This window comes from Pseudenhygromyxa sp. WMMC2535 (assembly GCF_011083025.2).
On record NZ_JABJWV010000001.1, the window covers coordinates 6,956,601 to 6,979,972 of the forward strand.

18 protein-coding genes are annotated in these 23,372 nt (G+C 69.7%); 13 read left to right on the top strand and 5 right to left on the bottom strand.

Translation table 11 applies throughout. The annotated features are described in order from the left end of the window. Window positions 1–5 precede the first annotated feature (5 nt). The 3 genes from era to G6O69_RS27040 all read left to right on the top strand — a co-directional run bounded on the left by era (window position 6) and on the right by G6O69_RS27040 (window position 4,436). Window positions 6–1,052, top strand: a complete 1,047-nt coding sequence (gene era, locus G6O69_RS27030; protein WP_172306390.1) for a GTPase Era — start codon at window positions 6–8, stop codon at window positions 1,050–1,052. Continuing rightward, window positions 1,052–2,503, top strand: a complete 1,452-nt coding sequence (gene der, locus G6O69_RS27035) for a ribosome biogenesis GTPase Der (protein ID WP_172306391.1) — start codon at window positions 1,052–1,054, stop codon at window positions 2,501–2,503. The genes era and der overlap by 1 nt, the downstream gene beginning before the upstream one ends. Before the next feature lie 238 nt (window positions 2,504–2,741). Further along, window positions 2,742–4,436, top strand: a complete 1,695-nt coding sequence (locus tag G6O69_RS27040) for a VWA domain-containing protein (protein WP_172306392.1) — start codon at window positions 2,742–2,744, stop codon at window positions 4,434–4,436. Between the two features lie 79 nt (window positions 4,437–4,515). On the opposite strand, the gene G6O69_RS27045 is transcribed toward G6O69_RS27040, so the two are convergent. Further along, a complete protein-coding gene (locus G6O69_RS27045) occupies window positions 4,516–5,415 on the bottom strand; it encodes a hypothetical protein (protein WP_176397114.1) in 900 nt (299 codons plus the stop codon). A 30-nt stretch (window positions 5,416–5,445) separates the two neighbouring features. On the opposite strand from G6O69_RS27045, the gene G6O69_RS42375 reads away from it, so the two are divergent. Both G6O69_RS42375 and G6O69_RS27055 read left to right on the top strand, forming a co-directional pair. Further along, complete coding sequence (locus G6O69_RS42375) at window positions 5,446–6,399, top strand: tetratricopeptide repeat protein (protein ID WP_172306394.1); 954 nt, start codon at window positions 5,446–5,448, stop codon at window positions 6,397–6,399. A gap of 4 nt (window positions 6,400–6,403) precedes the next feature. Beyond that, window positions 6,404–7,690, top strand: coding sequence for a PQQ-binding-like beta-propeller repeat protein (locus G6O69_RS27055; protein ID WP_176397115.1), 1,287 nt, complete (start codon window positions 6,404–6,406; stop codon window positions 7,688–7,690). A gap of 17 nt (window positions 7,691–7,707) precedes the next feature. Here G6O69_RS27055 and G6O69_RS27060 read toward each other — a convergent pair whose 3' ends face one another. Then, a complete protein-coding gene (locus G6O69_RS27060; RefSeq protein ID WP_172306396.1) occupies window positions 7,708–8,748 on the bottom strand; it encodes a hypothetical protein in 1,041 nt (346 codons plus the stop codon). A gap of 5 nt (window positions 8,749–8,753) precedes the next feature. Next, window positions 8,754–10,427, bottom strand: coding sequence for a peroxiredoxin (locus tag G6O69_RS27065; protein ID WP_172306397.1), 1,674 nt, complete (start codon window positions 10,425–10,427; stop codon window positions 8,754–8,756). A 226-nt stretch (window positions 10,428–10,653) separates the two neighbouring features. Here G6O69_RS27065 and G6O69_RS27070 point away from each other — a divergent pair, with 226 nt between their 5' ends. From G6O69_RS27070 to G6O69_RS27090, 6 genes are all read left to right on the top strand, one after another. Next, window positions 10,654–11,391 carry a hypothetical protein gene (locus tag G6O69_RS27070; RefSeq protein WP_172306398.1) on the top strand — a complete coding sequence of 246 codons (738 nt, stop codon included), beginning with the start codon at window positions 10,654–10,656 and terminating at the stop codon, window positions 11,389–11,391. Between the two features lie 85 nt (window positions 11,392–11,476). Then, window positions 11,477–11,926 carry a cytochrome c-type biogenesis protein CcmH gene (locus tag G6O69_RS40630; RefSeq protein WP_255215890.1) on the top strand — a complete coding sequence of 150 codons (450 nt, stop codon included), beginning with the start codon at window positions 11,477–11,479 and terminating at the stop codon, window positions 11,924–11,926. Window positions 11,927–11,973: 47 nt separating this feature from the next. Next, window positions 11,974–12,081 carry a hypothetical protein gene (locus G6O69_RS42380; protein ID WP_346017087.1) on the top strand — a complete coding sequence of 36 codons (108 nt, stop codon included), beginning with the start codon at window positions 11,974–11,976 and terminating at the stop codon, window positions 12,079–12,081. A 190-nt stretch (window positions 12,082–12,271) separates the two neighbouring features. After that, complete coding sequence (locus G6O69_RS27080) at window positions 12,272–14,020, top strand: FHA domain-containing protein (RefSeq protein ID WP_172306400.1); 1,749 nt, start codon at window positions 12,272–12,274, stop codon at window positions 14,018–14,020. Window positions 14,021–14,542: 522 nt separating this feature from the next. Next, on the top strand, window positions 14,543–15,862 hold the full coding sequence (locus G6O69_RS27085; RefSeq protein WP_172306401.1) for a serine/threonine-protein kinase: 1,320 nt from the start codon (window positions 14,543–14,545) through the stop codon (window positions 15,860–15,862). A 15-nt stretch (window positions 15,863–15,877) separates the two neighbouring features. Beyond that, on the top strand, window positions 15,878–17,110 hold the full coding sequence (locus G6O69_RS27090) for a hypothetical protein (protein WP_172306402.1): 1,233 nt from the start codon (window positions 15,878–15,880) through the stop codon (window positions 17,108–17,110). A 205-nt stretch (window positions 17,111–17,315) separates the two neighbouring features. Here the strand turns inward: G6O69_RS27090 and G6O69_RS27095 are convergent, their stop codons facing one another. Beyond that, window positions 17,316–19,184, bottom strand: coding sequence for a hypothetical protein (locus G6O69_RS27095; RefSeq protein WP_172301275.1), 1,869 nt, complete (start codon window positions 19,182–19,184; stop codon window positions 17,316–17,318). After that, window positions 19,181–20,536 (bottom strand): carboxypeptidase-like regulatory domain-containing protein, encoded by a 1,356-nt coding sequence (locus G6O69_RS27100; protein WP_172306403.1) that lies wholly within the window; start codon window positions 20,534–20,536, stop codon window positions 19,181–19,183. The genes G6O69_RS27095 and G6O69_RS27100 overlap by 4 nt, the downstream gene beginning before the upstream one ends. A 279-nt stretch (window positions 20,537–20,815) precedes the next feature. Between G6O69_RS27100 and G6O69_RS27105 the strand changes: the two genes are divergently transcribed. Further along, on the top strand, window positions 20,816–22,420 hold the full coding sequence (locus G6O69_RS27105; RefSeq protein WP_176397116.1) for an FHA domain-containing protein: 1,605 nt from the start codon (window positions 20,816–20,818) through the stop codon (window positions 22,418–22,420). Further along, window positions 22,417–23,274 carry a protein phosphatase 2C domain-containing protein gene (locus G6O69_RS27110; RefSeq protein WP_172306405.1) on the top strand — a complete coding sequence of 286 codons (858 nt, stop codon included), beginning with the start codon at window positions 22,417–22,419 and terminating at the stop codon, window positions 23,272–23,274. The genes G6O69_RS27105 and G6O69_RS27110 overlap by 4 nt, the downstream gene beginning before the upstream one ends. Window positions 23,275–23,372: the final 98 nt, after the last annotated feature.

Sequence of the window (23,372 nt, forward strand, 5' to 3'; positions counted from 1 at the left end):
GCCCTATGGCCGACTCCAACACCCAATCCCCCGAAGACGCGCCGCGCTTTCGCGCCGGCTTCGTGGCGCTGTGCGGGCGGCCCAACGTCGGCAAGTCGACGCTGCTCAACGCGCTGCTCGGCGAAGAGCTCGCGGTCGCCACGGCGCTGCCCCAGACCACGCGCGAGCGCATGCTGGGGATCTGGACCACGCCCGAATTCCAGGCCGTGCTCGTCGATACGCCAGGGATCCACCGGCCCAAGTCGGCGCTCAACGAGTACATGGTCGACGAGGCCGTGCGCGGGGCTCGAGACGTCGACGTGATCGCCATGCTCGCCGAGGTCCCGCGTCTGCCCCGGGGCGCCGACGGCCTCGCGCTGCTCGACAAGTGGGAGCCGGGGCCCGGGGCCCGGGCCGCCGTCGAGCTGCTCGCGCCCCTGGGCAAGCCGATGATCCTCGTGCTCACCAAGAGCGATCTCCTGGCCGAGCGCGATCACCTGCTGCCGATCATCGAGCGCTGGCAGGCGGTGCACGCCTTCGCCGGGGTCGTCCCGGTCTCGGCCGTGCGCAGCCGTGGCCTCGAGGCGCTGCGGGCCGAGTTCGCCGCCCACCTGCCCGAGGGCCCGGCCCTCTACGCAGACGATCAGCTCAGCGACCGGACCATGCGCTGGCACGCCGCGGAGCTGATCCGCGCCGAGCTCTTCGAGCGCCTCGGCGCCGAGCTTCCCTATAGCTCGGCGGTCACCATCGAGGACTATAAGGAGCTGCGCGAGCGCGACCGCGTGGACGCGACGATCCACGTCGAGCGCAAGAGTCAAAAGGGGATCGTGATCGGGGCCAAGGGGCGCACGGTCAAGGCGATCTCGATCGGCGCGCGCCGGCGCATCGAGCAGCTCACCGGCCGGCCCTGCGAGCTCTTCTTGGAGGTCCGGGTCAGCGAGCGCTGGACCAAGGACCCGCGCAAGCTCGAGGCCCTGGGCTACCGCGTCGCCGAGGCCGTGGGTGGCGACTCGGGTGACGCGGGGGACTCGGACGGCCCAGAAGCCGACTTTGAACGAGAGGAGCGCCGCTGATGGGCGAGGAAAGCATGACGCACGACAGCCAGGCGCTGCTCGAGGGGATCCAAGACGAGCTCGGGATCGAGGACGCCGCGGGCGCGCCCCTGGTGGCGATCATCGGCCGGCCGAACGTCGGCAAGTCGACGCTCTTCAACCGCCTGGTCGGTCGCCGCGAGGCGATCGTCGAGGACCGCCCCGGGGTGACCCGCGACCGCCTCTACGGCGTCGCGTCCTGGGAGGGCCGGCACTTCTTGATCGTCGACACCGGCGGCGTCGATCCCAGCCTCGACACCGGGCTGCCCAAGCACATCCGCAGCCAGGCCGAGGTCGCGATCGAGGAGGCCGACGTGATCCTCTTCGTGGTCGACGCCTCCGAGGGCCCGACGGCCGTCGACGTGGAGATCGCCGAGCACCTGCGGCGCAGCGGCAAGCCGGTGATCGTCGCCGCCAACAAGGCCGACAGCCCCAAGCGCGAGCTCGAGGCCGCGGCCATGAACGAGCTCGGGCTCGGGACCGTGCACGCGATCTCGGCCGCTCACGGCCGGGCCGTCGGCGACTTTTGTGACGCGTTGCTCGAGCTGCTGCCCGCGGCCACCGAGGCCAAGCCCGAGACCATCCCGCCGGGCACGCGGATCGCCTTCCTGGGCCGGCCCAACGCGGGCAAGTCCACGCTGATCAACAGCCTGCTCCGGCAGCAGCGGGTGATCGTCTCGGACGAGCCGGGGACCACCCGCGACCCGATCTACCTGCCCTTCCGCTTCCGCGAGCGCGACATCGTGCTCACGGACACGGCGGGCCTTCGTCGGCGCAAGCAGGTCGCGCGGGCCATGGAGAAGCTCGCGGCCATCAAGTCGATCCGCACGATGGAGCGCACGGAGGTCGTGGTCCTGGTGATCGACGCCAGCGAGGGCGTCACCGACCAGGATCAGCGGATCGCGCGCATGGCCTTCGAACGCGGCAAGGGTGTGGTCGTGGCCCTGCACAAGTGGGATCTCGTCCGCTTCGACGGCAAGCTCGCCCGAGATCGCCTCGAGCACACCCTGGAGTCGCTCTCCTTCCTGGAGCACCCCCACGTGATCAAGTCGTCGGTGGTTGGCAGCGGCCGGGACGAGGGGGCAGGGCGCAGCTACAACCTCGACGAGCTGCTCGACGCCTGCCTGAGCACGGCGGCCGCCCTCAACAAGCGGATCCCGACCTCGGCCCTCAACGAGGAGCTCCAGGCCGCGGTCGCGGCCCACAGCCCGCCGATCTTCCGCAACAAGCCCGTGCGCCTGTACTTCGCCACGCAGGCCGAGAATTCGCCGCCGCTGATCGTGATCTCGGCGAACCACGGGCGCTGCTTGAATCCGGCCTACGAGCGCTTCTTGCTCGGCCGGATCCGCAGGCGCTGGCACCTGCGGGGGGTCCCCGTGCGCCTGGTCGTGCGTGGGCGCGGGCGTGGAAACAAAGACCGCAAGGGCGGCTGAGGCGGCCGTTGCGTGTCTTGCGCAACCCTTGCCGCGGGCGGCCGTGGCAGGGATGTAGCCAACATCGTTGGCAATGTGTTGCCATCGTGCCAACAAGATTGACGTGGGTGTTCGGGCGCTTCCCCCTTTACGCCCTCTGATCACTGTGAGAACTTCTTGGCACCAACCTTGCTCAACTCGCCGGGGAGGGCGCATTACCGCGACGCCCCCAAATCCCCCCGCGGAGACCGAGTCCCCCATGTCCCGAATCAAGCTTGGATCCAAGTTCGCCCTCCTCGCCGGCGCCGCGATGGCCATCGGCTCGCTGACCGGCTGCCTCAGCCACCCCCTCAAGCCCGTCGAGCTCGAGAAGGAGCAGGAGGATGAAAAGCAGCTCCAGCTGACGGTCAACAAGGACGTCGACGTCCTCTTCGTCATCGACAACTCCGGCTCGATGGGTGAGGAGCAGGCCAACCTCGCCGCGAACTTCGGCTCCTTCATCGAGGTCCTCGAGGCCGAGGACGTCGAGGCCAACTACCGCATCGGCGTCACCACCTCCGACAACGGCAACCCGTGGTGTGCGGCGGGCACGACCACGCCCGAGGCCGGTAAGCTGGTGCTCAGCTCCTGCACCACGCGTCTGGACGAGTTCCTGTTCGGCGACTCTGTCGACGTCCAGGACCTCGCCTGCAACGACATCTGCAACCTGACCGCAGACCAGCTCGAGATTCAGCCCACGACCACGGACGAGGACGCCAACGAGATCGCCCGCCCCTGGCTCGAGAACATCGAGGGCAAGACCAACATCCCCGAGGGCACGAGCACCGTCGAGGCCTTCCAGTGCTTCGGTCCCCAGGGCGTCAACGGCTGCGGCTTCGAGTCGCAGCTCGAGTCGATGTACCTGGCGCTCATCCGCGCCACCACGCAGGGCGAGGAGAGCTACGGCTTCCTGCGTTCGAGCGCCATCTTGGCCATCGTCCACGTGACCGACGAGGCCGACTGCTCCTACAACAAGAACTGGGCCGAGATCTTCGAGCAGGACGGCAACCGGGTGTTCTGGTCGAACCCCGACGAGTCCTTCCCGACCTCGGCGGTGTGCTGGAACGCGGGCGTCACCTGCTCCGGTGACCCCAGCGGCTACGACAGCTGCGACGCCACCGACAAGGACGTCGACGGCAACGCCGTCGCCACCGACCAGGCCGCCGACAACGCCGTGCTCCACCCGATGAGCCGCTACATCGGCTTCGTCCAGGGCCTCGAGGAGACCAAGAAGGAGCTCAACCCCGATCAGGAAGTCATCGTCGCCACCATCGGCGGCGTGGCCAACGACGGCTCGGTCTTCTACAGCGACGTCACCTCGACCGACCCCGACTTCCAGACCGACTTCGGTATCGGACCGGGCTGCGACGCCGACGGCACTCAGGCCGTCCCGCCGGTGCGTCTGCGCGACTTCACCAACGCCTTCACCCAGGACAACCTGTTCTCGGTCTGCAACGCCGACTACTCGCCGGCTCTCGAGGCCATCGCCGAGCGCATCCGCGACCAGATCCAGCCGGCCTGCTACGCCCAGTGCGTGAAGGACACCGACGACTCGACGGAGATCATGGATCCCGAGTGCACCGTCGAGGAGAAGTCCCCGGGCGTCGACACGCAGCGCATCGACGAGTGCCTCACGGACGCCAACGGCTACGTCATCGACGCGAACACCAACGACTACTCGATGCCCTCCGATGACGTGAACGTCTGCTACGCGCTGCTCGTGGACGACTCGGGTCTGACCGCGGACACCGCCGACGACATGTCGCAAGAGTGCATCGACCTCAACTACAACCTCGAGTTCAAGATCGCGCGTCGCCAGGGCTTCCCGGCGCCCGGCGGCACCGCCATCTCGGCGACCTGCTCGGTGTCCGACTTCCAGGCGGTCGACTGCCCGAACCTCGGCTCCGCGGGCTGAGCGGCTCATCGCTCACGCGAGAAGGGGCGGGCGCTTCGGCGACCCGCCCGTTTTCTTTTTTGGCGTCTCCCAGCTCGGCTCAAAAGCGTGCGCCGAGGCGCACGCTGCCGGTCAGGTACACGGGCAGCTCCGAGAGCGCCGAGAACAGGGCGTAGTAGCGGACGCCGATGCCCACGGACCAGTGCGAGCCCAGGAGGACGTCGACGGCCACGCCGATGTGGCCCTCGAGCACGGGGGTGGGCCGACAGACGCCATCGCTCGCGCAGCTCAGCCCGGGATCGCAGGCGTCGCTCTCTCCACACTGGCCGCCCCACTGGCCGTCGAGGGGGCCCTCGGGAGAGCGCACGAAGAGCAGGCCTGCGCCGACGTCGACCCGCGGCACGAAGCGCCCGAGGTCGAGGGCGTAGACCGCCGAGGCGCCGGTGTTGGTCGCCTGGATCAGCCCACCACGTGCGAGCTGCGTGGTGGTGTCGCTCTCCTCGTCGTAGCTGCTCTCGGCGAACACGGGGTGGACCGTGTGGCTGACGAAGGCGCGCAAGAACAGCCAGCGGACCACGCGGAAGTCGAGCTCGAGGCTGAGGCCGCCGCCGCGGAAGGGGCCCTCGCCGCGGCCGGTGAAGGGCAGGTGGAACGCGGCGTAGGTCGGCACGACGCCGAGTTGGACCCAGTGATCGTCATCGAAGCCCCGGGTGAGGGGACGCTCGCGACCCACGCTCCACTGCCCGAGCTGGTTGTTGGGCGCGGGCATGAAGGGGGTGTCGTCGGGATCTCGCGGGGCCGGATCCTCGAATGGATCGGCCTGCGCGGGCTGCTGTTGGCCTCCCGTGGGCGACGAGGAGTCGGGCGGAGTTGGCGCATCTTCCTCCGGCGCCCAGCCGGCGCAGGCCAGGGCGGCGAGCGCGAGGGCGAGGCCGCGGGGGAGGTGCGAGGAAGCCACCGCGCCCGAGCATAGCCGAGGCAGGGGGGCTGCGGTGGACATGACCCGGGGGGTTTTGTAGACAGGCCAGCCGTGAGCGACGACCTCGACTTCATGCCGGCCGATCCGCGCGAGGACCAGGACGCGGGTGACGAACCCGGGTCGAAGTCCAAGTCTGGCGGCGAGGACCGCGAGGAGGGCGAACGCGTCGAGCTGCCGACTTGGAATCGCGCTCGTCGCAAGCGCAAGGCCAACGTCAAGGCCGCCGAGCAAGACGACGCCTTCCAACGGGGCGTCCGCAAGGCGGGGCGGCAGGTCATCGACACCCCCAAGCTCGTGATCGGGGCGATCGTCATCGTGATCGGGGCGATCGCTGGGGGCGTGGCGCTGCAGACCAGCCGGACGCAGACCAACGCCGAGGCAGCGCGGATCCTGGCCGGGGCGACCGAGAGCATCTATCGCGCCCAGGTCATCCCCATGGAGGAGCGAGAGGGGCGAGAAGAGCAGATCGCCGCCGCTCCCTTCCCGGTCTACGCGAGCGCGGAAGAGCGCGACGCTGCCGTGGTCGAGGCCATCGCCGCGGCCAAGGGCGAGCACGACGCCGTGGCCCTCGACGCGATCCTCGTCGAGGGCGCCTACGCCGTCCGCAAGGGCGAGTTCGAGGCCGCCGTCGCCAGCTACGACGCCTTCCTGGTCGAGGCCCGCGACGACCACCCGCTGCGCTTCCTGGCGCTCGAGGGCAAGGGCGTGGCGCTCGAGGGCCAAGGCGAGCTCGAGGCCGCGCTGACCACCTTCGAGTCCATCGCACCCGATCCCGCGGACTACTATCGCGAGATGGCGCTCTATCACCAGGGCAGGGTGCTCGAGGCGCTCGAGCGCGAGGACGAGGCGATCGCCATCTACCAGCAGTTCTTCAGCGAATTCCCCGACAAGGAGACCATGGCGACCCCCATGGTCCGCGCGCGCATCGAGGAGCTCGATCCCGAGTTCGCGGCGCGCCTGTCTGCGCCGCCCTCGGGTCTCGAGGGTCTGATGGGTGGGCTCTAGCGCCATGTCGCGGGCGAGCGAGCGAGGACACGGGCTGCTGGGGCTTGGGCTCTCGCTGGCTGTCGCTGCGTCGATCCTTGGTGTCGGCTGCGGCCTTGGAAGCAGCGGAGGCAAGACGATCGTCTTGCACCCGGAAGAGTCCGACGCCGCGCGGGCGCTGTGGAACGTCGACTTCACCGTCGAGTTCACCATCCCCGAGAACTTCCGTTACCGCACCGAGGAGTACGGCTCGGCGGCCGCGGATCCTGCCCGCGGGCTGATCTACGTGGGCAGCCGCGACGGCACCTTGCTGGCCATCGACGACGTGCACGGCGAGTTCGTGTGGGAGCTCGACCTCGGCGGTGGGCTGAGCTCACCGCCGGTGCTCGCGGTCGTCGAAGAGGGCGCCGACGAGAGCGGCCACCTCCACGCCCACGTGGCCCTGCCGGGGGATCGTCCGGACTGGATGCTGGTCGGGACGGACGACGGTGCGCTGGTCGCCCTCGACCTCGAGACCCGTGAGGTTCGCTGGCGCTACCGCACTTCGGGCCTCGTGCGCACGCCCGCCGTGCTCGGCGAGGCCGTCGTGCACTTCGCGAACTCGCGCGACGAGATCATCACCGTCGACGTTCGCAGCGGCGACTGGGTCTGGCAGTACTCCGGCGAGTTCCAGAAGGACTTCACGGTCTTCGGCCGCGCGGGGCTGGCCTATCTGCCCCCGGTGGAGGCCGCCGCCGGCGACGTCGGCCAGCTCTTCACGGGCTTCGCCGACGGCCGCGTCGTGGCCCTCGACGCGACGAGCGGCGAGGCGCGCTGGGTTCAGCCCCTCGCGCCCCCCGACGCCAAGCTCTTCGTCGACGTCGACACCACGCCGGTGCTCGTCCCCGAGCGCGGCGAGCTGATCGTCGCCAACCAGACCAGCGGGGTCTACTCGCTCGACCTCAGCGACGGCGCCAGGCGCTGGAACACGGAGATCCGCGCCGTCGGCAGCATCGTCGAGGGGCCGGGGATCTACCTCGCAGCGAGCTCCCTCGAGGGGCTCTACGGCCTCGAGCAGGACGGGCGGATCCGCTGGCGCGAGCAGCTCGACCCGGGCGCGATCGCGGCTCCGCTCGTGATCGGCGACACCGTCTTGGTCGCCCACTCCGACGCGGGCCTGCTGGCCTACTCCGCCGACAGCGGCGAGATGTTGCTGCGCTTCTTCAACGGCAGCGGGAGCAGCGGTCAGCCCATCTACGACCCCGTGCTCGAGCGCGTCTACGCGAGCTCGGATCGCGGGGTGCTCTACGCCCTGGGCCTGCTCCCCGAGTAGCGGCCGGGGCACCGAGCTCAGGGCGGGCTGGGCAGGGTCGGGAGCGGCTCGAGCGGGCGCGAGAGCAGCTGGTGTGGCCCGACCTGAACGGTGAGGGTGTCTTCGAGGACGCTCGCGCTGGCCGCGGGCCAGCTCGAGCCGATGTGCTCGATGGCCAGGCCCTCGCGGGAGAAGTGGCGCTCGCCCTCGGCGTCGGTCTGGCGCTCGATGAGCACGAAGCCGGCGCGGTCGAGCTCGTGGTGGGCCGCTCGCAGGGCGAAGGCCCGGGGGTTGTCGGGATCCACGACCCAGGCCGCGTCGGGGACGAGCAGCCAGTTCGGGAGCCAGCCGGCGTGAAAGCGGGAGCCTTCGCGGGTGATCACCTGGGCCCAGCGTAGGCAGCTTCGCCCCGTGTCGTCGCAGCGATCGAGGACGCCGACTTGCCACAGATCGTGGTCGCGGCTGACCTCGAGGTAGCGCTCGGAGGCCGGGGGAAGGGCGGGGGCCGGGGCCGCGAAGAGCGGCGTGCGGGCGACGGCCAAGGTGGCCGGGCGCCAGTCCAGGCCCTCGGGTAGCAAGGTCGCGCTCGCGCCCGGCCAGGGGTAGTCGCGGGTGCCTCCGCTGGGCGCGCCCGCGGTCACGACCAGCGCCGTGAGGTGCAGGCCGTGGGACTCGAGGAGCGCGCCCCCGGGGAGAGGGGCAGGTCCATCGCGCCCGGGCTCCTCGAAGCCCAGGGGAGGGGAGTCGAAGGCGTGGCGGTGCACCCAGGCCAGGGCCTGGTCGAGGCTCTCGACGCGGCCGACGAGCTCTCCTGGAGGGGGACGGCCGCCACGGGGGAGGCCGTCCTCCACGGGATCCTCGATCAAGCTCTTGGCGGCCTCGAGCTGGGCCCCGCGGGGACCGATCAGCTCGACGCTGAGCCAAAAGCCGCCCCCTTCATCGATCAGCCGAGGGATCGATGGTGGGGGCGTCTCCGGCTGGGCCGGTGGCGAGGCGCTGGCCGGAGCCAGCGCCAGGACCGAGACCAGTGTGCACAGGGCTACGTCCAGCGCCCGAGGGATCGCGCTCGAGTAGCCCATGGTGCTCAGTCGTCGTCGTCGTCGTCGTCGTCGTCGTCGTCGTCGTCGTCGTCGTCGTCGTCGTCGTCGTCGTCGTCGTCGTCGTCGTCGTCGTCGTCGTCGTCCGAATCGTCGTCGTCGTCGTCGTCGTCCGAATCGTCGTCGTCGTCCGAATCGTCGTCGTCGTCGTCCGAACCAGCGGGGGCGTCATCCTCGTCCGAGTCGCCGTCCTCAGCGGGGGCGTCCTCGTCCGCGTCGTCGTCCTCGGCGGGGGCGTCCTCGACGGGAGCGTCCTCAGCGGGGGCGTCGTCTTCGACCGGGGCGTCGTCTTCTTCGACGGGGTCGCCCTCGATGGCGTTCGCCAGCATCTCCTGGAGGTCGGAGAGCACGGCAGGGGCGTGCCCCGCGGCCTTGCGGACCACGTACTCGTGCTCGATGGCACCTGTGGGCCCGACGACGAAGGTCGAGCGGATCATCCCGACGACGGGCTTGCCGTACATCGACTTCTCACCCCAGGCGCCGTAGGCCAGGGACGCTGCGTAGTCCGTGTCCGCGAGCAGGGTGATCCCCAGGTCGTGCTTGGTGCGGAACTTGGCGTGGGACTCGACGCTGTCGGTGCTCACGCCGAAGACCTCGACGCCGAGGGCCTCGAAGCTGGCGAGGAGCTCGGTGAACTCCTTGGCCTCCGTCGTGCAACCCGGGGTGTTGTCCCGCGGGTAGAAGTAGAGCACGAAGCGCTTGCCTGCGAGGGACTCCAGCGAGTAGCGCTCGCCGTCGTCCGCGGGCAGATCGAAAGCCGGCGCCGCGTCGCCGACCTCGAGCACGACGGTGCTCGCGGGGGGCTTCTCTGCTTTCTTGGCGGCGGGCTTCTTGGCCGCGGTCTTCTTCTTGGCCGCGGGCTTCTTGGCCGCGGTCTTCTTCTTGGCCGCGGTCTTCTTCTTGGCGGCGGTCTTCTTCTTGGCCGCGGTCTTCTTCTTGGCCGCGGTCTTCTTCTTGGCCGCGGTCTTCTTCTTGGCCGCGGTCTTCTTCTTGGCCGCAGCCTTTTTCTTGGCCGCGGTCTTCTTCTTGGCCGCGGTCTTCTTCTTGGCGGCGGTCTTCTTCTTGGCCGCGGTCTTCTTCTTGGCGGCGGTCTTCTTCTTGGCCGCGGTCTTCTTCTTGGCCGCAGCCTTTTTCTTGGCGGCGGGCTTCTTCTTGGCCGCGGTCTTCTTCTTGGCCGCGGTCTTCTTCTTGGAAGCGGGCTTCTTCTTGGAAGCGGGCTTCTTCTTGGAAGCGGCCTTCTTCTTGGAAGCAGCCTTCTTCTTGGAAGCAGCCTTCTTCTTGGAAGCGGCCTTCTTCTTGGAAGCGGCCTTCTTCTTGGAAGCGGCCTTCTTCTTGGAAGCGGCCTTCTTCTTGGAAGCAGCCTTCTTCTTGGAAGCAGCCTTCTTCTTGGAAGCGGCCTTCTTCTTGGAAGCGGGCTTCTTCTTGGAAGCGGGCTTCTTCTTGGAAGCGGCCTTCTTCTTGGAAGCGGCCTTCTTCTTGGAAGCGGCCTTCTTCTTGGAAGCGGGCTTCTTCTTGGAAGCGGGCTTCTTCTTGGAAGCGGGCTTCTTCTTGGAAGCGGCCTTCTTCTTGGAAGCGGCTTTCTTCTTGGAAGCGGCTTTCTTCTTGGAAGCCTTCTTCTTCGCGGTCTTTTTCTTGGCAGCAGCCTTCTTGCTCTTGGCCATGTTTTGGATCCTCCTGCGTCGAGGATAGGCGCTCGCGTGCCTTCAACCCAAGCACGACGTTCAAAAACACCGGCGAGCACATGCGCCGAGGCCCGCGAATTCGCTATCTGGACGAGGCCTCAGGCCTCCGCAGTGAATGCTTTACAGCGTCGCCGCAGCCTCGCTACAGTGAGCCGCGCCAGCGCATGGGTCCGCACCCTGCGCGAGGGCCCCAAAGGAGAACCGCATGCTGTCCCGTCCCAAGCTCCCCCACGGCACCCTCGGCCTCGCCGGGATTTTGTCTCTGGCCCTGCTGGCCTGCTCCAGCGGAGAGAGCAAGGACGTCGTCTCGGCCATGCAAAAGGCCGACGAGGATGAGGAGAAGACCGACTCCAAGAAGGAAGACGGCAAGAAGAAGACGGAGATCCCCACCTCGGAGCTGCCGCCGCCCACGGCGGAGGAGCTCGCGGCCTGGAACCGCAAGGACCCAGAGGGCGAAAAGCACCTCTACAAGTGGGACAAGAAGCACTCCAAGCAGATGCAGACCTACTGGAAGGAGCTGCGCTGCCTCCGCGACAAGATGAAGTCCGAGGGTGACAAGGCCGTGGGTGCGGAGCCCGGTAGTCCCGAGGCCGAGAACTGGGATCAGTTCAAGCGCGCCTTCATCCCCCACGTCGACGGCTGGCAGCAGCGCCTGTTCGCGGCCGAGGGCCAGGAGATCCTCAGCAAGTCCAAGTACATCTCCAACATCATCGAGGCCCACGAGCTGGTCATGAACGGCTATCCGGTGGCCTACAACGACGGTGACGAGAAGGAGATCAAGCGTCAGGACGCGCTGTGGACCGTGGCCGAGGGCAAGGTCGTGAGCTACTCCGATCAGATCGGCGCCCCCATGGAGCTCCCTGACCTCTCGAACGAGAAGGAAGCCAAGAAGTGGGAGAAATTCTGCGATCCGGTGCTCAAGCCGCCCAAGAAGAAGAAGTAGGGCAGGCAAGCCGCGCGCGGCGCGACACCTGACCGTCCATCAGCCCGTGGTGCGTCGCGCCACGGGCTGATACGTTTGCGCTCCGATGAGCTCACCCGCTCAGCCAGATCCCGCAGACCTACAGGCCGAGGCCGTCGCGCGCGAGGTCGCCAACGACATGCCCTCGCCCTACTGCCCGGGGCGCTCCATCGCCAGCTGCCCCTCACAGGCCGCCCGCGACCTCGAGGACGACATCGTCGGCCTCGCCAAGGAGGGCATGGACCGCAAGGAGATCGAGACCGCCTTGGTCTCGCGCTTTGGCGAGGAGAAGATGGGCAAGGCCCAGCAAAGCGAGATCCTGGTGGCGGTGATCCTCGGGGCGATCCTGGCCCTGGTGGCGGTGGTCTACGCCGCGCGCCGGTGGATCCGCCCGGCGCCGCAGCCAGTGCCAGCAGAGGGAGCGAGCGTCGAGAAGCGCTCGGCGCCCCTGGCGAAGGTCAGCGCAGACGAGCTCGATCGTCTCGAGGACGAACTCGACGATCTCGACGAGCTGTAGCGAACTACCAGCTCGAGCGCTACCCGGGAGCTGGCCACGGTTTCGCGGTGAGGGATCTGCCCGCCTACGACGAGACCGCGGCACAGCGTCAATGGGCGCGCGTGCTCGCGCTCTTCGAGCGGAATCTCGCCGGACCGACCCCTGCGATGGCGTGACGGGTGTGGTGGGGGGCGAGGCCGCCCGAGTTTGGCCAAATACACCGTGAGACAAGAGACTCCGAAAAGGGTGCGCGTTTGGCGAGGTGGACCCGAGGAGTCCTCCGAGGGACGCCCGGGGCGGCCTGACTCGAATGATCGGCGATGAGGGCGCTTGAGTGAGAGGGGTCCCTCGGGGTACTCCACCTTCGTGCTCTCGATCGTGGTTCACGAAAAGGGCGGCCGGACGCAGCGCTTCGCTTTCGAAGGTGATCAGTTCACGGTCGGCCGTGAGGAGGACAACAACCTCCTGCTCGACCGCGCGAACGTGTCCAAGCACCACCTGCGCTTTCGACGGGTCGACGGCACCGTCGAGGTCCTCGATCTCGAGAGCACCAACGGCACCTACGTAAACGGGCGACGGATCGTGCAGCCGCGCCGGGTCCGCCGCTCGGATCGCATCTACGTCGGCGACTACATCCTGATGCTCGAGGGCGACGACGCGGCGATCGCCCCGCGGGAGCGCACCGAGCTGCCCATCGCTGGCCCCGACGGCAAGACCCGGCGCACGCCCGTGGCGGTCCCGCCGGAGGAGCGCGATCGCGGCGAGGCCCTGCCCGCGGGCGAGGATGAGGAAGACGACAGCACCTTGTTCACCTCGGCGCGCCGCGTGGCCGCGCCGGGGGTCGAGAGCGTCTACCTCGATCGCATCACCAGCCGGGTGCTGCAGACGGCGCTGGTCAACATCGAGGGCCTCGATCCACTCAAGGCCGCGGCCGTCTCCGACAGCGATCGCAAGAGCGCGGAGGCGCTGATCGACTCGATGATCGCCGAGCTCCAGCGCAGCGGAGAGATCGAGGCCGAGATCGAGATCGAGCCGCTCAAGGGGCGGATCACTCGCGAGCTCCTCGAACTCGGGCCGCTGACCGAGCTGATGCAAGACGACGAGGTCGTCGAGATCCAGGTCGTCGGCGGGGGAGGGATCCGCATCGTCCGCGAGGGCGGGAGCTCCAAGACCAGCCGCGCCGAGCTCGTGCAGCGCCGCTTCTCGGGGGAGCGCGCCCTGGTCCTGGCCTGTCGGCGCATGGCCAGGCAGTGGGGCTTTCTTGTCGAGGGCGCGCAGATCCTCGAGGGCAAGGTCTCCGACGGCTTCTACATGTACGCCCTGCTGCCGCCGACGCAGGTCGAGACCCCGGTGCTCAACCTCCGGCGGATCCGCACCGACGCCAACAACCTGTCGGCGCTGGTTCAGGAGCAGGTGCTCAGCGACGACATGCGCGAGGTCCTGCGCGCGGCGATCCGCGGATCTCGGCGCCTGCTGATCTCGGCCTCGGGCGGCGTCAACCTCGATCGCTTCATGCACGCCCTCGCGGGCGAGGTCCCCGACGACATGCGGGTGGTCTGCATCTCGGACACGGGCCGCCTCGGCGCGAGCCGGCCGAGCTGGGTCCAGGTCCGGCGGATCACCGATCCCTCCGACACTGTCCACCTCTCCGACGCCCTCGGTGTGCTCTTGCGGGGCGGGGTCGATCTCCTGGTCTCCCAGCGCTGTCGCCACGAGGACGCGGCCGCGGTGATCGACGCCTTCTCCGGGGCGACGGCGGGGGCGGTCATCTCCTTGTGGGGGATCGACTCGGCCCACGCGCTGAGTCGCCTGGCCGCGCTGAGCACCGTCGCCAGCGGCGCCATCCAGGCGCTGACGGTGGCCCTGGCCCGTTCCGTGGACCTCCTGGTCCGCGTCAGCGTGGGCGTCAACGGCGAGGCGATGCAGGTCATCGAACTGGTCGAGCCCCGCGTCAAGGAGGGTAACCAGATCGTGCACATGCCGATCTTCCGGGCGATGAAGACCTCCGACGGGAGCACGGAATTCCGGCCGACGGGGACGGTGCCTGCGTTCATCGCCGAGATCACCGAGAAGGGCATCAGCGTGCCCAAGTCCGTGTTCAAGCTGGAGTCCTGAACCGCCCCCACCTCCTGCCCGCGCCTGACGGCGCGTTGGTTTGATGGAGGGAGGGGATGGTTGTGCCTATGCCTGGGTCGACATCGCGGAGATTGTCCATGTCTGGCAACGGTCTTTGCGGCAGGTCCCGAGGTGTTCGATAGCCGGTCCCGCCCCAACCTCTTGTCTGGGTCCGCGAGATACACCTGCGCGAGTCGGTCCCTGGTGACCGTTCTTGGTGGCCGTGCCTGTTCGTTGGCTGCGAAGCGCTGAGTCCAAGAGTCTCCTCGAGTGGATCTGTAGATTCCTCCAACGAATTTTTCCGATAGCGGCGTAGGCACACCCGTGGGTGTCTCCCGAGCGACTGCAGCCCTGGAGCCTGTCGTTCGCGCAGGTGTTGCGAGCGGGAATCGGCTTGGTCTCGGTGGCGACTTCGTGACCTAGACCAGTCTGGTCAGAGAGGCATTTATTGCGTGACCAGGTGCCGGCACTCGGCCTCATGATGGGTGCATGACGGTGCCGTTTGAACGTGCACGCGAAGGCGTGAACGAGGGGTCCGAATATCGCTTTGGTCGGAGGCAGGTCCCCGTCGATATTGTGGACCTGAAGGTCGAGAAAGAGGCAGGGGTCCCGTCGCGGATCGATGATGAGAGCGACGACACCAGCCCACTGCGCGAGCACCGGGAGCGCGGCCCGAGCATGGACGAGATCCTCGAGCTGGGAGAGGGGGCGCCGCCGTTGATCCTCGCGCAGCGCTACCGCCTCGAGCGTCGCCTCGGCGAGGGGGGGATGGCGGCGGTGTTCTTGGCGGAGCACGTGGGCCTCGGGCGGCGGGTCGCGGTCAAGGTGCTCGGAGAGCTCTTCAGCGATCGCCACCACGCCACGGCACGCTTCATGCGAGAGGCGCGGCTGAGCGCCCGCATTCGCCACCGAAACGTCGTCGAGGTGTTCGACTTCGGGAGCACGCCGGAGGGGGTGCTCTTCTTGGTCATGGAGCTGCTCGAGGGCGGAGACCTGCGGGCAAAGATCACCCAAAACCCCGAGGGCTTGCCCTGGGCGGTGGTCCGCGGGTTGATCCTCCAGGTCTGTCGAGGCGTGGCGGCGATCCACGCCGCGGGCGTCGTGCATCGCGACATCAAGCCGGAGAACTGCTACGTCACCCTCGACGAGCGCGGCCGCGAGGCGGTGAAGATCGTCGACCTCGGCGTGGCGGCGAGGGTGGGGAGCAAGGGCGAGGGGAAGGGGGGCGCAGAGGACTCCGAGCGGATCTCCGAAGACGGGGTGATCGTGGGGACGCCGGAATACATGGCCCCAGAGCAGGCCTGCGGAGGCGTCGACGCGCGCAGCGACATCTATGCGCTGGGCGTGCTCCTCGGCGAGTTGCTCACGGGCAAGGTGCCCTTCACGGGCAAGTCGCGGGCAGCGGTGATCAAGGCGCAGATGAAGGTGGCGCCCGTCAGCCTGGAGGCCCTCGCTGGGCGCCCCGTCGATGCCACGCTCGCGGCGATCTACGCCCGAGCGCTGGCCAAGAACCCCGCGCAGCGCTTTCAGAGCGTCGAGGCGCTGGCCGAGGCCCTGGCCGCGGTGAGCCTCGACGCGGATCTCTCGCAGACCCCGCCAGCGGAGTCGTCGCACGCGTGCGAAGCCCGGGAGCTGCCGCAGGCCCAAGGGCTTCGCGGCGCGGCGCCGCGGGCCCTCAGCGCTCGGCACATGTACGTGCGCTCCTTGTTCTTCGTCTTCGTCGGCGCGCTGGCGGCGACGGTCGGCGCGCTGGCCACGCTGTGGCTGTCCGCGAGCGCCGTGGGGGCGGAGCACACCCCGGATCCCGCCGAGATCGTCGCCGAAAGCGAGGGCGTGCCGTGATACTCTCCGCGGCTGGTGAGCCGACGACGAGAGCGCAGCATCGAGGCGATCCTCGACCGAATTGAAGACCGCCTGATCGACGCGCCCATCGGCCTGCACGAGGTCGGTGAGCCGGCCTCCGAGCAGGCCGTGGCCGAGCAGGCGCAGCTTCCCGCGTTGCCAGACGAGGCGCTCGTCTTGTGGCGACGCTGGGACGGCTTCGACCTCGCTAGCGGCGAGGCGCGGATCTTCAGCTTGATCGAGCAGGTCGCGGCCACGCGGGAGGCCAGCGAGGCCGGCATGCTCGCGGCCGAGGACCGGGTGATCGGCGAGCTCGGGCTCGCGCTCCTGGTCGTGCCCGCGGACCCCTGGCAAGAGGGCGGCGAGGTCGTGCTCGTGGAAGACGACGGCCAGCGGGCGCCCTACGCCTCGAGCGTGATCAAGCTCGCCTTGGGCCTCGTCGCCGAGATGAGCCTGCTCTACGACGACGAGGGAGAGTACCGCGAGGGCCTGTTCGAGGAGCACGGCGAGCTCAGCCACCGAGCCGAGCGCAAGCTGCTGCGCCGGCGCCTCGACTTCGACGAGGACGCGCCCCTGCCTCGCTTTCGCCTCGGTCAGCTGCTGCGCCGAGCAGGGGAGCTGCGCGGCGCTCGGGCGGAGCTGCGCCGGGTGCTCCGCTGCGCGCCCGAGTTCGAGTGGGCGCACTGGGAGCTCGGCCGCGTGGCCCTCGAGCTCGGTGAAGGGGAGGAGGCTGCCTCGAGCTTCGCCGCCGCCGCCGAGCGCTGCGACGACCCGCACCTGCGGGCGCTCTTCCTCGCCTGGCAGCTGCTCGCCTGCGCGCCCGAGGACAGCGCCTCGCGCGAGGCCCTGGCCGAGCAGATATTGGCCCTCGATCCCGGCTTCGTCGGTGCTCGCGAGGCCGGGCTGCGCGAGGCCGTGGAGGACGAGGACACCGCGAGGGCCAGGGAGCTGCTGGCCCTCGGCCTGGCCGTCGCGCCTCGGCACCTGGGCCTGCTCTCTCTGCGCGCGGCCGTGGACGCGCTCCCCGAGCCCGAGCCGCTCGAGCCGGAGGAGGCGAGCGAGGACGAGGCCGCCGAGCCTCCCCCAGCGCAGACCAAGCAGTCGCAGGCCAAGCAGTCGCAGGCCAAGCAGTCGCAGGCCAAGCCACAGCGAGCCCGGGGCAGCGGTTCGCGCGGCAAGGGGCAGGGCGGCCAGCGCAAGAAGAGCGGCCGCGCGCAGGGCAAGAAGAAGAGCCCACGCCGCCGTTGAGCCGAGAGCCCGCGCTGCTGCTGAGCCCGCGCTACTGCTCCTAGAGCGGCGACCGGTTTGAATTCACACTCTCAGGCACATCTGGGCGGTCCCGTGGTCGTTGTCGCTCGGCGCTCGCAGTGGGTCCACCACAGCTTCGGCCTCGCTCCTCGCCACGAGACCGCCCAGACGCACCTGAGAGCGCGCCTCCAAACTGGTCGCCGCTCTAGAGCGGGACGGGGGCGATCGGAGCGGGGCCCGGCTCAGCGTCGGCGTCGGGCTCGGCAGCGTCGGGCTCGGCAGCGTCGGGCTCGGCAGCGTCGGGCTCGGCAGCCTCGGGCTCGGCAGTGTCGGGCTCGGCAGCCTCGGGATCTAGCTCGGCGTCGGGGTCGGCCTCGCTCTCGAGGCCCGACTCGTCCTCGGTCTCCAGCTCGTTCTCGTCGAGGCTGGGCTTGCTCTCGTCCAAAGCCTCGGACTCGGCAGCCGTGGGGCTCGGGGTGCTCCCAAAGCTCTCTGCGTCGCCGAGGACCCGCTCGAGGATCAGCGGCGGCCCGGGGCTGCGGTCGGCCACGAGGACGAGCACGACCCGGGAGCCCTTGGCCTGCTCGCCGCCAGCCTCACCAAGAGCGACCTGGGTCGCACCACCGGGGGTCAGCGGGTGCTCGCTCGAGAGCCGACGCTCGCCGTGCTCATCCTCGACGTAGATCGACAGCGAGGCGCTGGTCCACGCGGGGAGGGTGAGGGTCAAGCTGCCGCCGCTGCGCTGGGTCTGCGGCCAGTCGGGCCACAGCAGATCGAGGAGCGAGCGCGAGACCTCGGCGGCTGCGGGGATCAGCCTGGCGGCTTGATCGCGGTAGCAGGTCTCGTCGAGGTAGGGGCGGACGCGGCCCTCGAGGTCGAGGTCGAAGGCCGCCAGGGCGCGGCCGGTGGGGCTGAGCAGGTAGCCGCGCTGGGCCGGCCAGGGCGAGAGCACGGCGCCGTCGACCTCGGCGGCGGCCAGACCATGGTCGTCGCCGAGCAGCACCGAGGCGGCCTCGGAGGCGCTCAGGGTGTCGTCGAGGAAGCGCGGCGCGGGCACGCTGGACTCGGAGAAGTAGCGCCGCGCAGACAGGCTGACGACGCCGACGTAGCTGCCCTCGCCGAGGACGTGGCCGATGAGGGTGGTGGCGAGGGGCTCGCCGGTGGGCGGCGCGCTGGGCAGAGGCGGGAGCCCAGGGAGATCTCGCCGCCCGTACTCGTAGCGCACGAACTCCTGGAGAGGCAGGCCACGGTCGCCGGCCGCGGGGGAGAGGGGGCTGAAGAAGGCGGTGGCGTCGCCGCGGGCGTGGGCCGGGACCGTGAGGTCCTGGAGCACGTGGAGGAGGGCGCCGACGCCGACGAGGGCGAGGGCCAGGTGCTGGTCGCGCTCGTCCTGGCTCGGGGCGGTGCTGGCCAGCTCGAGGTGGGCGAAGGTCTGGGGCGGCGCGAGGAGATCCTTGGTGTCTCCGAGCCAGGCGATGGCCGAGGCGGCCTCACCCGAGAAGTTGGTGCGGGTGAAGATGCCGGCGGCGGGCTCGCCGTTGCTCCTGGCTTGGCGCGCGCGCAGGGTGGAGGCGGGCAGCTCCGGGTCGGACCAGCGCAGGGCCTCGGGCGACTCGCGGTCGACGAAGTGGTGCAGGTGCCGGCTCGGCGGGCTGACCTCGGCGACCATGCCCAGGCGCAGCCAGCCCAGGGCGGGCTGCTGCCACAGGTCGCGGTCGACACAAAAACGCTGGGTCTCCGGCGGGGCGTCGGCGCGCGGGCAGCTGCCGGGACCACCCAGGGGGCGGGCGCCGACGTCGACATGAGCCTGACGCAGGGCGAGGGCGAGGAGCCGGCGCTGCTCGGGCGCGAGCGAGTCGGGGTCGACGCGCAGGTCGCTGAACAGCCCACGCTCGAGCTCGCTGGCGTCCATCCAGCGCAAGTGCATGGCGCTGCGGGTGACGGCGGCCTCGAGCAGGCCCTGGTGCGTGGTGGAGGGATCCCAGGCGGCCGCAGGCGAGGCGCCGAGGAGCCCGGCGAGCAAGGCGGCAGCCACCATGGTGATCGGGCCGCGGCGTCGCAGGGTGCGGATCATGGCGAGGGCTCCTCGGGGTCGGTCTCGGGCTCGGTCTCGTCGGGATCGGCCGCGTCCGAGTCGGGCTCGTCGGAGTCGGGCTCGTCGGAGTCGGCCGCGTCGGGGTCGGGCTCGTCGGAGTCGGGGTCCGCCTCGGGATCGTCGGCGTCTGAGTCGGGCGCGTCGTCGGAGCCGGCGTCTTCGGTCTCGGTCCCAGTCTCGGTCCCAGTCTCGGTCCCAGTCTCGGTCCCAGCTTCGATCCCAGTCTCGGTCTCGCCCTCTGTCTCCGCTTCGGTCGGCTCGGGGGCGGGCAGGAGCTCGAGGCGATCGAGGCGGCCGTGGATGAACTTGGCCAGGATGATCGCCGTTTCCATGTCGATGCACTGCGCGGGACCGCAGCTGACGAGGACGCCAGTGTCCTGCTCGCGATCGATGAAGGCGACGCCGCGGTAGTTCGTGCTCGGCTCCTCGTAGATCCAGGTCTCGGGAGTGACCTCGGGGCTGGTCTCGACCGGGAGGTTGTCGCGGAAGATCTCGACCACGGGATCGAGGCCGCCGGGAGGGGCCTGCCAGATCCGGAAGGAGAAGTCGTACTCGATGCCGAGATCCAGGGCGCGGAAGAGCACGCCGTGATAGAAGTTGCTGCGCGGGAAGTCGCCGACGTCCTCGATGGCGAACTCGCCGTCGAAGCCGGTGCGCATGCTGATGTCCTCGGGCGAGATCAGACCCGTGGCCTCGAGCCACATCTCGCGCTCGGTGGCTTCGTCGGGGGTCTGGCCGGGATCGGAGGCGCTGTCGGGGTCGGGCCCGGCGCCTGGCAGGCGGCCGCCCAGCGCCTCGTAGAGGTCGAGGTTGGCCTCACGCTGCTCCCACCCGGACACCCGGCGGATCTCCCTGGGCGGGGCCATGAAGAGCAGGTGCTCGGCGTGGGAGTCGCGCTCGCGCCACTTGCTGAGCTCGATGCGATTGTGCCGCCCGGTGAAGTCCCGCCGAGCTCCGCCCGCGCGCAGGGTGTCGGAGCGGTAGCCCGCGTAGCCGCGCTTGTAGACGAGCAGGTGGAAGGACACGAGGCGCAAGCTGGCGCCGCGCTTGTCGAGGGGCGCCTTGCCGATGCGGTAGCGCCCCGCCTCGTCGGTCTGGACCGAGACGACCTCGGAGCCGTCGGGGGCGATGAAGCCGTCGCCGCGATCGTAGGACCAGACCCCGACGACGACCGCGTCCTGGACGGGCTCGCCCGTGGACTCGTCGACGATCTGTCCGTCGAAGGGCCCGAGCAAGCTGGTGTCGGTGACCTGAGATCGCGCGCCCTCGAAAGGAGCCGGCCGAACGATCGGTGCACAGGCGGCCAGGGTCCCGAGGAGCAGGACCGACATGGCTGGCAGACGCGCGAACGCGACCCTCACCCGGCTTGGGCTTGGGGTCGAGTCCTGCGAGGCGTTCTCGTGGTCGGGCAGAGCAGTCTCCGGGGCGAGCTGTCGATGATTGACGGGCTCGGGGGTGGTCGATAACCTCGGCAGCCTGGCAACGCGGTCTATCCCAGCCCGCGGGGCCTTTCAAGGCCCATCCCGTCCGCGGGTCCGGCGAAGCCGGCTCGCATGCAGGCCGAGGACGGCAAAGCCCCGACAGCGCGAAGCCCAATCGGATCCGGACCGATGCCCGACACGCTCCCATGCCCGGCCTGCGGGACCGAAAATCCCGCCGACGTGCCGCACTGCCTCGTGTGTGACTATGAGCTGCGCGTGCAGCTTCCTGGTCCATCCCGCGGTGGCCGCAAGTGTTCGCGCTGCGGCTCCCACATCGCGGGCGCAGGCACTTTTTGCCAGGTCTGCGGTCAGTCGCAGGATCAGCGTTTACCTAGGCCGTCCACGGGATCGCTGAGCGTGCACACGCTCTTTGGCGACCAGAGCGACGCCCCGCGGCGCATGCCGATCCGCGAGCGCACCGAGCTCGCTCCGGCGGCCGCGCGACCGCAGCTCCAGCCCTTCGTCCCGCCGCAGCCCGTCCGCCCCGAGGCGCCGCCACCCGACGAGCCCGACAACCCCGTGCCGCGGGGACGACGTCGCCCAGCGCCTCGGCCTCGGCCGGTCTACTCGGGCTTCGACGCCGGGGACTCGAGCGGCGGCGGGCAGCCGGCTCCAGCGGCGGCGGCAGCCGTGGCAGCGGCCGCCGCTGCCCCCTACACCCAGAAAAAGTCGCAGCAGCCCCCGCAGCAGGGCACCCGCAAGGCCGCGCCTCCCAAGCCGCGGCCCGGCGGCTACCCGAACCTCGACCCCAGCGCGAGCGCAGACAACGCGCCGCGGCCCCGCTTTCATGCGGAGGCCCACGCCGAGCCGATCGCGCCAGAAGACGCCGCGCTCGTCAGCGGGAGCGTGGGGACCTACGACAGCGGATCGGTCTCGCTGCCCCAGGGTTACGAGCCGGGGCCGGACTTCGGGTCTTTGCCCCAGCAGCCTCCGTCTTCGCCCCAGCCGCCCCAGTCGTCGCCCCAGTCGCCGCCCCAGTCGCCGCCCCATCAGGCCTACGCCCAGGGCTACAGCAACTACGGCGGCGCGCCGGTGCAGAGCTGGGGGCCCTCGGGTGCCGTCGCGCAGTCGACGGGGACCGGGCTGCGCGTCGTGCTCGTGGGCCGCGACGGCCAGGAGGGCGAGAGCTTCCCGGTGCCCAGCCACGGCGTCGAGATCGGCCGGAATTCCTCCATCGCCTTCCCGGGGGATCCCTTCGTCTCGCCGCGTCACGCTCAGCTCACGCCCCTCGAGGGCGGCGGGGTCCACCTCGTCGACCTCGGCTCGCGCAACGGCGTCTACCTGCGCCTGACCGAGCCGGCCGCGGTCTACCCCGGAGATCACTTCCTGCTCGGCAACCAGCTGCTGCGCCTCGATCGTCTCGACGGCGCGTGGCAGGAGAGCTCCCTCGACAGCCACCAGGTCCGCGGTTTCGGCACCCCGGTCAAGCCGCCGTGGGCGATCCTCGTGCGGATCTGCGTGGGGGAGATCGACGACGATCGCTACCACCTGCGCGGCAAGGAGATGATCATCGGCCGCGAGGAAGGCCAGATCGTCTTCCCCAGCGACAGCTTCCTGAGCCGCGCACACGCCCGGCTGCGCATGGCCGTACAAGACAACAACATGACGGTGCTGCTCGAGGACCTCGACTCGGCCAACGGCACCTACCTGCGCATCCGCGGCCCGGTCAGCGTGCCCGTGGGGGGCATGTTCCGAGTCGGAGACCAGATCTTTCGCCTGAGGCAGGACCCGTGAGCCGCGTCGAACTCTTCGCCCGCACCGAGATCGGCTGCGTCCGCGAGCGCAACGAAGACTCCTTCGTCGTTGCGAACATCACCACTGGTGAGCGCGGTCTTCGGCCAGGGACGACCATCCAACAGCTCGACGAGAGCGTCGGCCTGATCGGCGTCTGCGACGGCATGGGCGGCGCCGCGGCGGGGGACATCGCGTCCAAGATCGCGTCCGAGACCCTCTACGATCAGCTGATGATGGCCACGGCCCTGCACGAGGTCAGCAGCGTGCAGGAGGCCTTGCTCTCGGCGGTGGTTGGGGCCAACCGGGCGATCGCCGACTACGCCCACACGCACCCCGGCAAGCGCGGCATGGGCACGACCATGACCGGCGCGCTGACCTACGGCCACGAGGTCCACATCGTCCACGTGGGCGACTCCCGGGCCTACCTCCGCCGCGGTCGGACGCTGCATCAGTTGACCACGGACCACAGCATCGTCGGCCAGATGGTCGCCACCGGACAGCTGACCCCCGAAGAAGCCCGCAGCTACGAGCACCGCAACGTGCTGCTCCAGGCCCTCGGTGTCCAGGCGGTGATCCAGCCCGAGATCGTGGTCGCGCCGGTCTGCGCCGGCGACGTGCTCTTGATGTGCAGCGACGGGCTCACGGGCCCCCTCGACGACGACGGCATCCTCGAGATCATGCTGCGCTTCGACGACCCGGTGCGCTGCTGCCGTGCGCTGACCGAGGCCGCGTGCGCCAACGGGGGCCCCGACAACGTGACCGTCGCGGTCGCGCGCTTCCTGGGCGAGGGCTTGCCGATCGCCGACGAGCGCGATCCCGTTCAGCCGCGGCGCAGCTCGCATACGCTCCAGTAGCGAGCTGGCCGCGCTGGGCTCGGGTTCGACTCCCGGCGCCTCCATGGTTCAAGTGATCGGAATTGTTCAGGAATTCTGATCGGGGAGAGCCCGTCTCC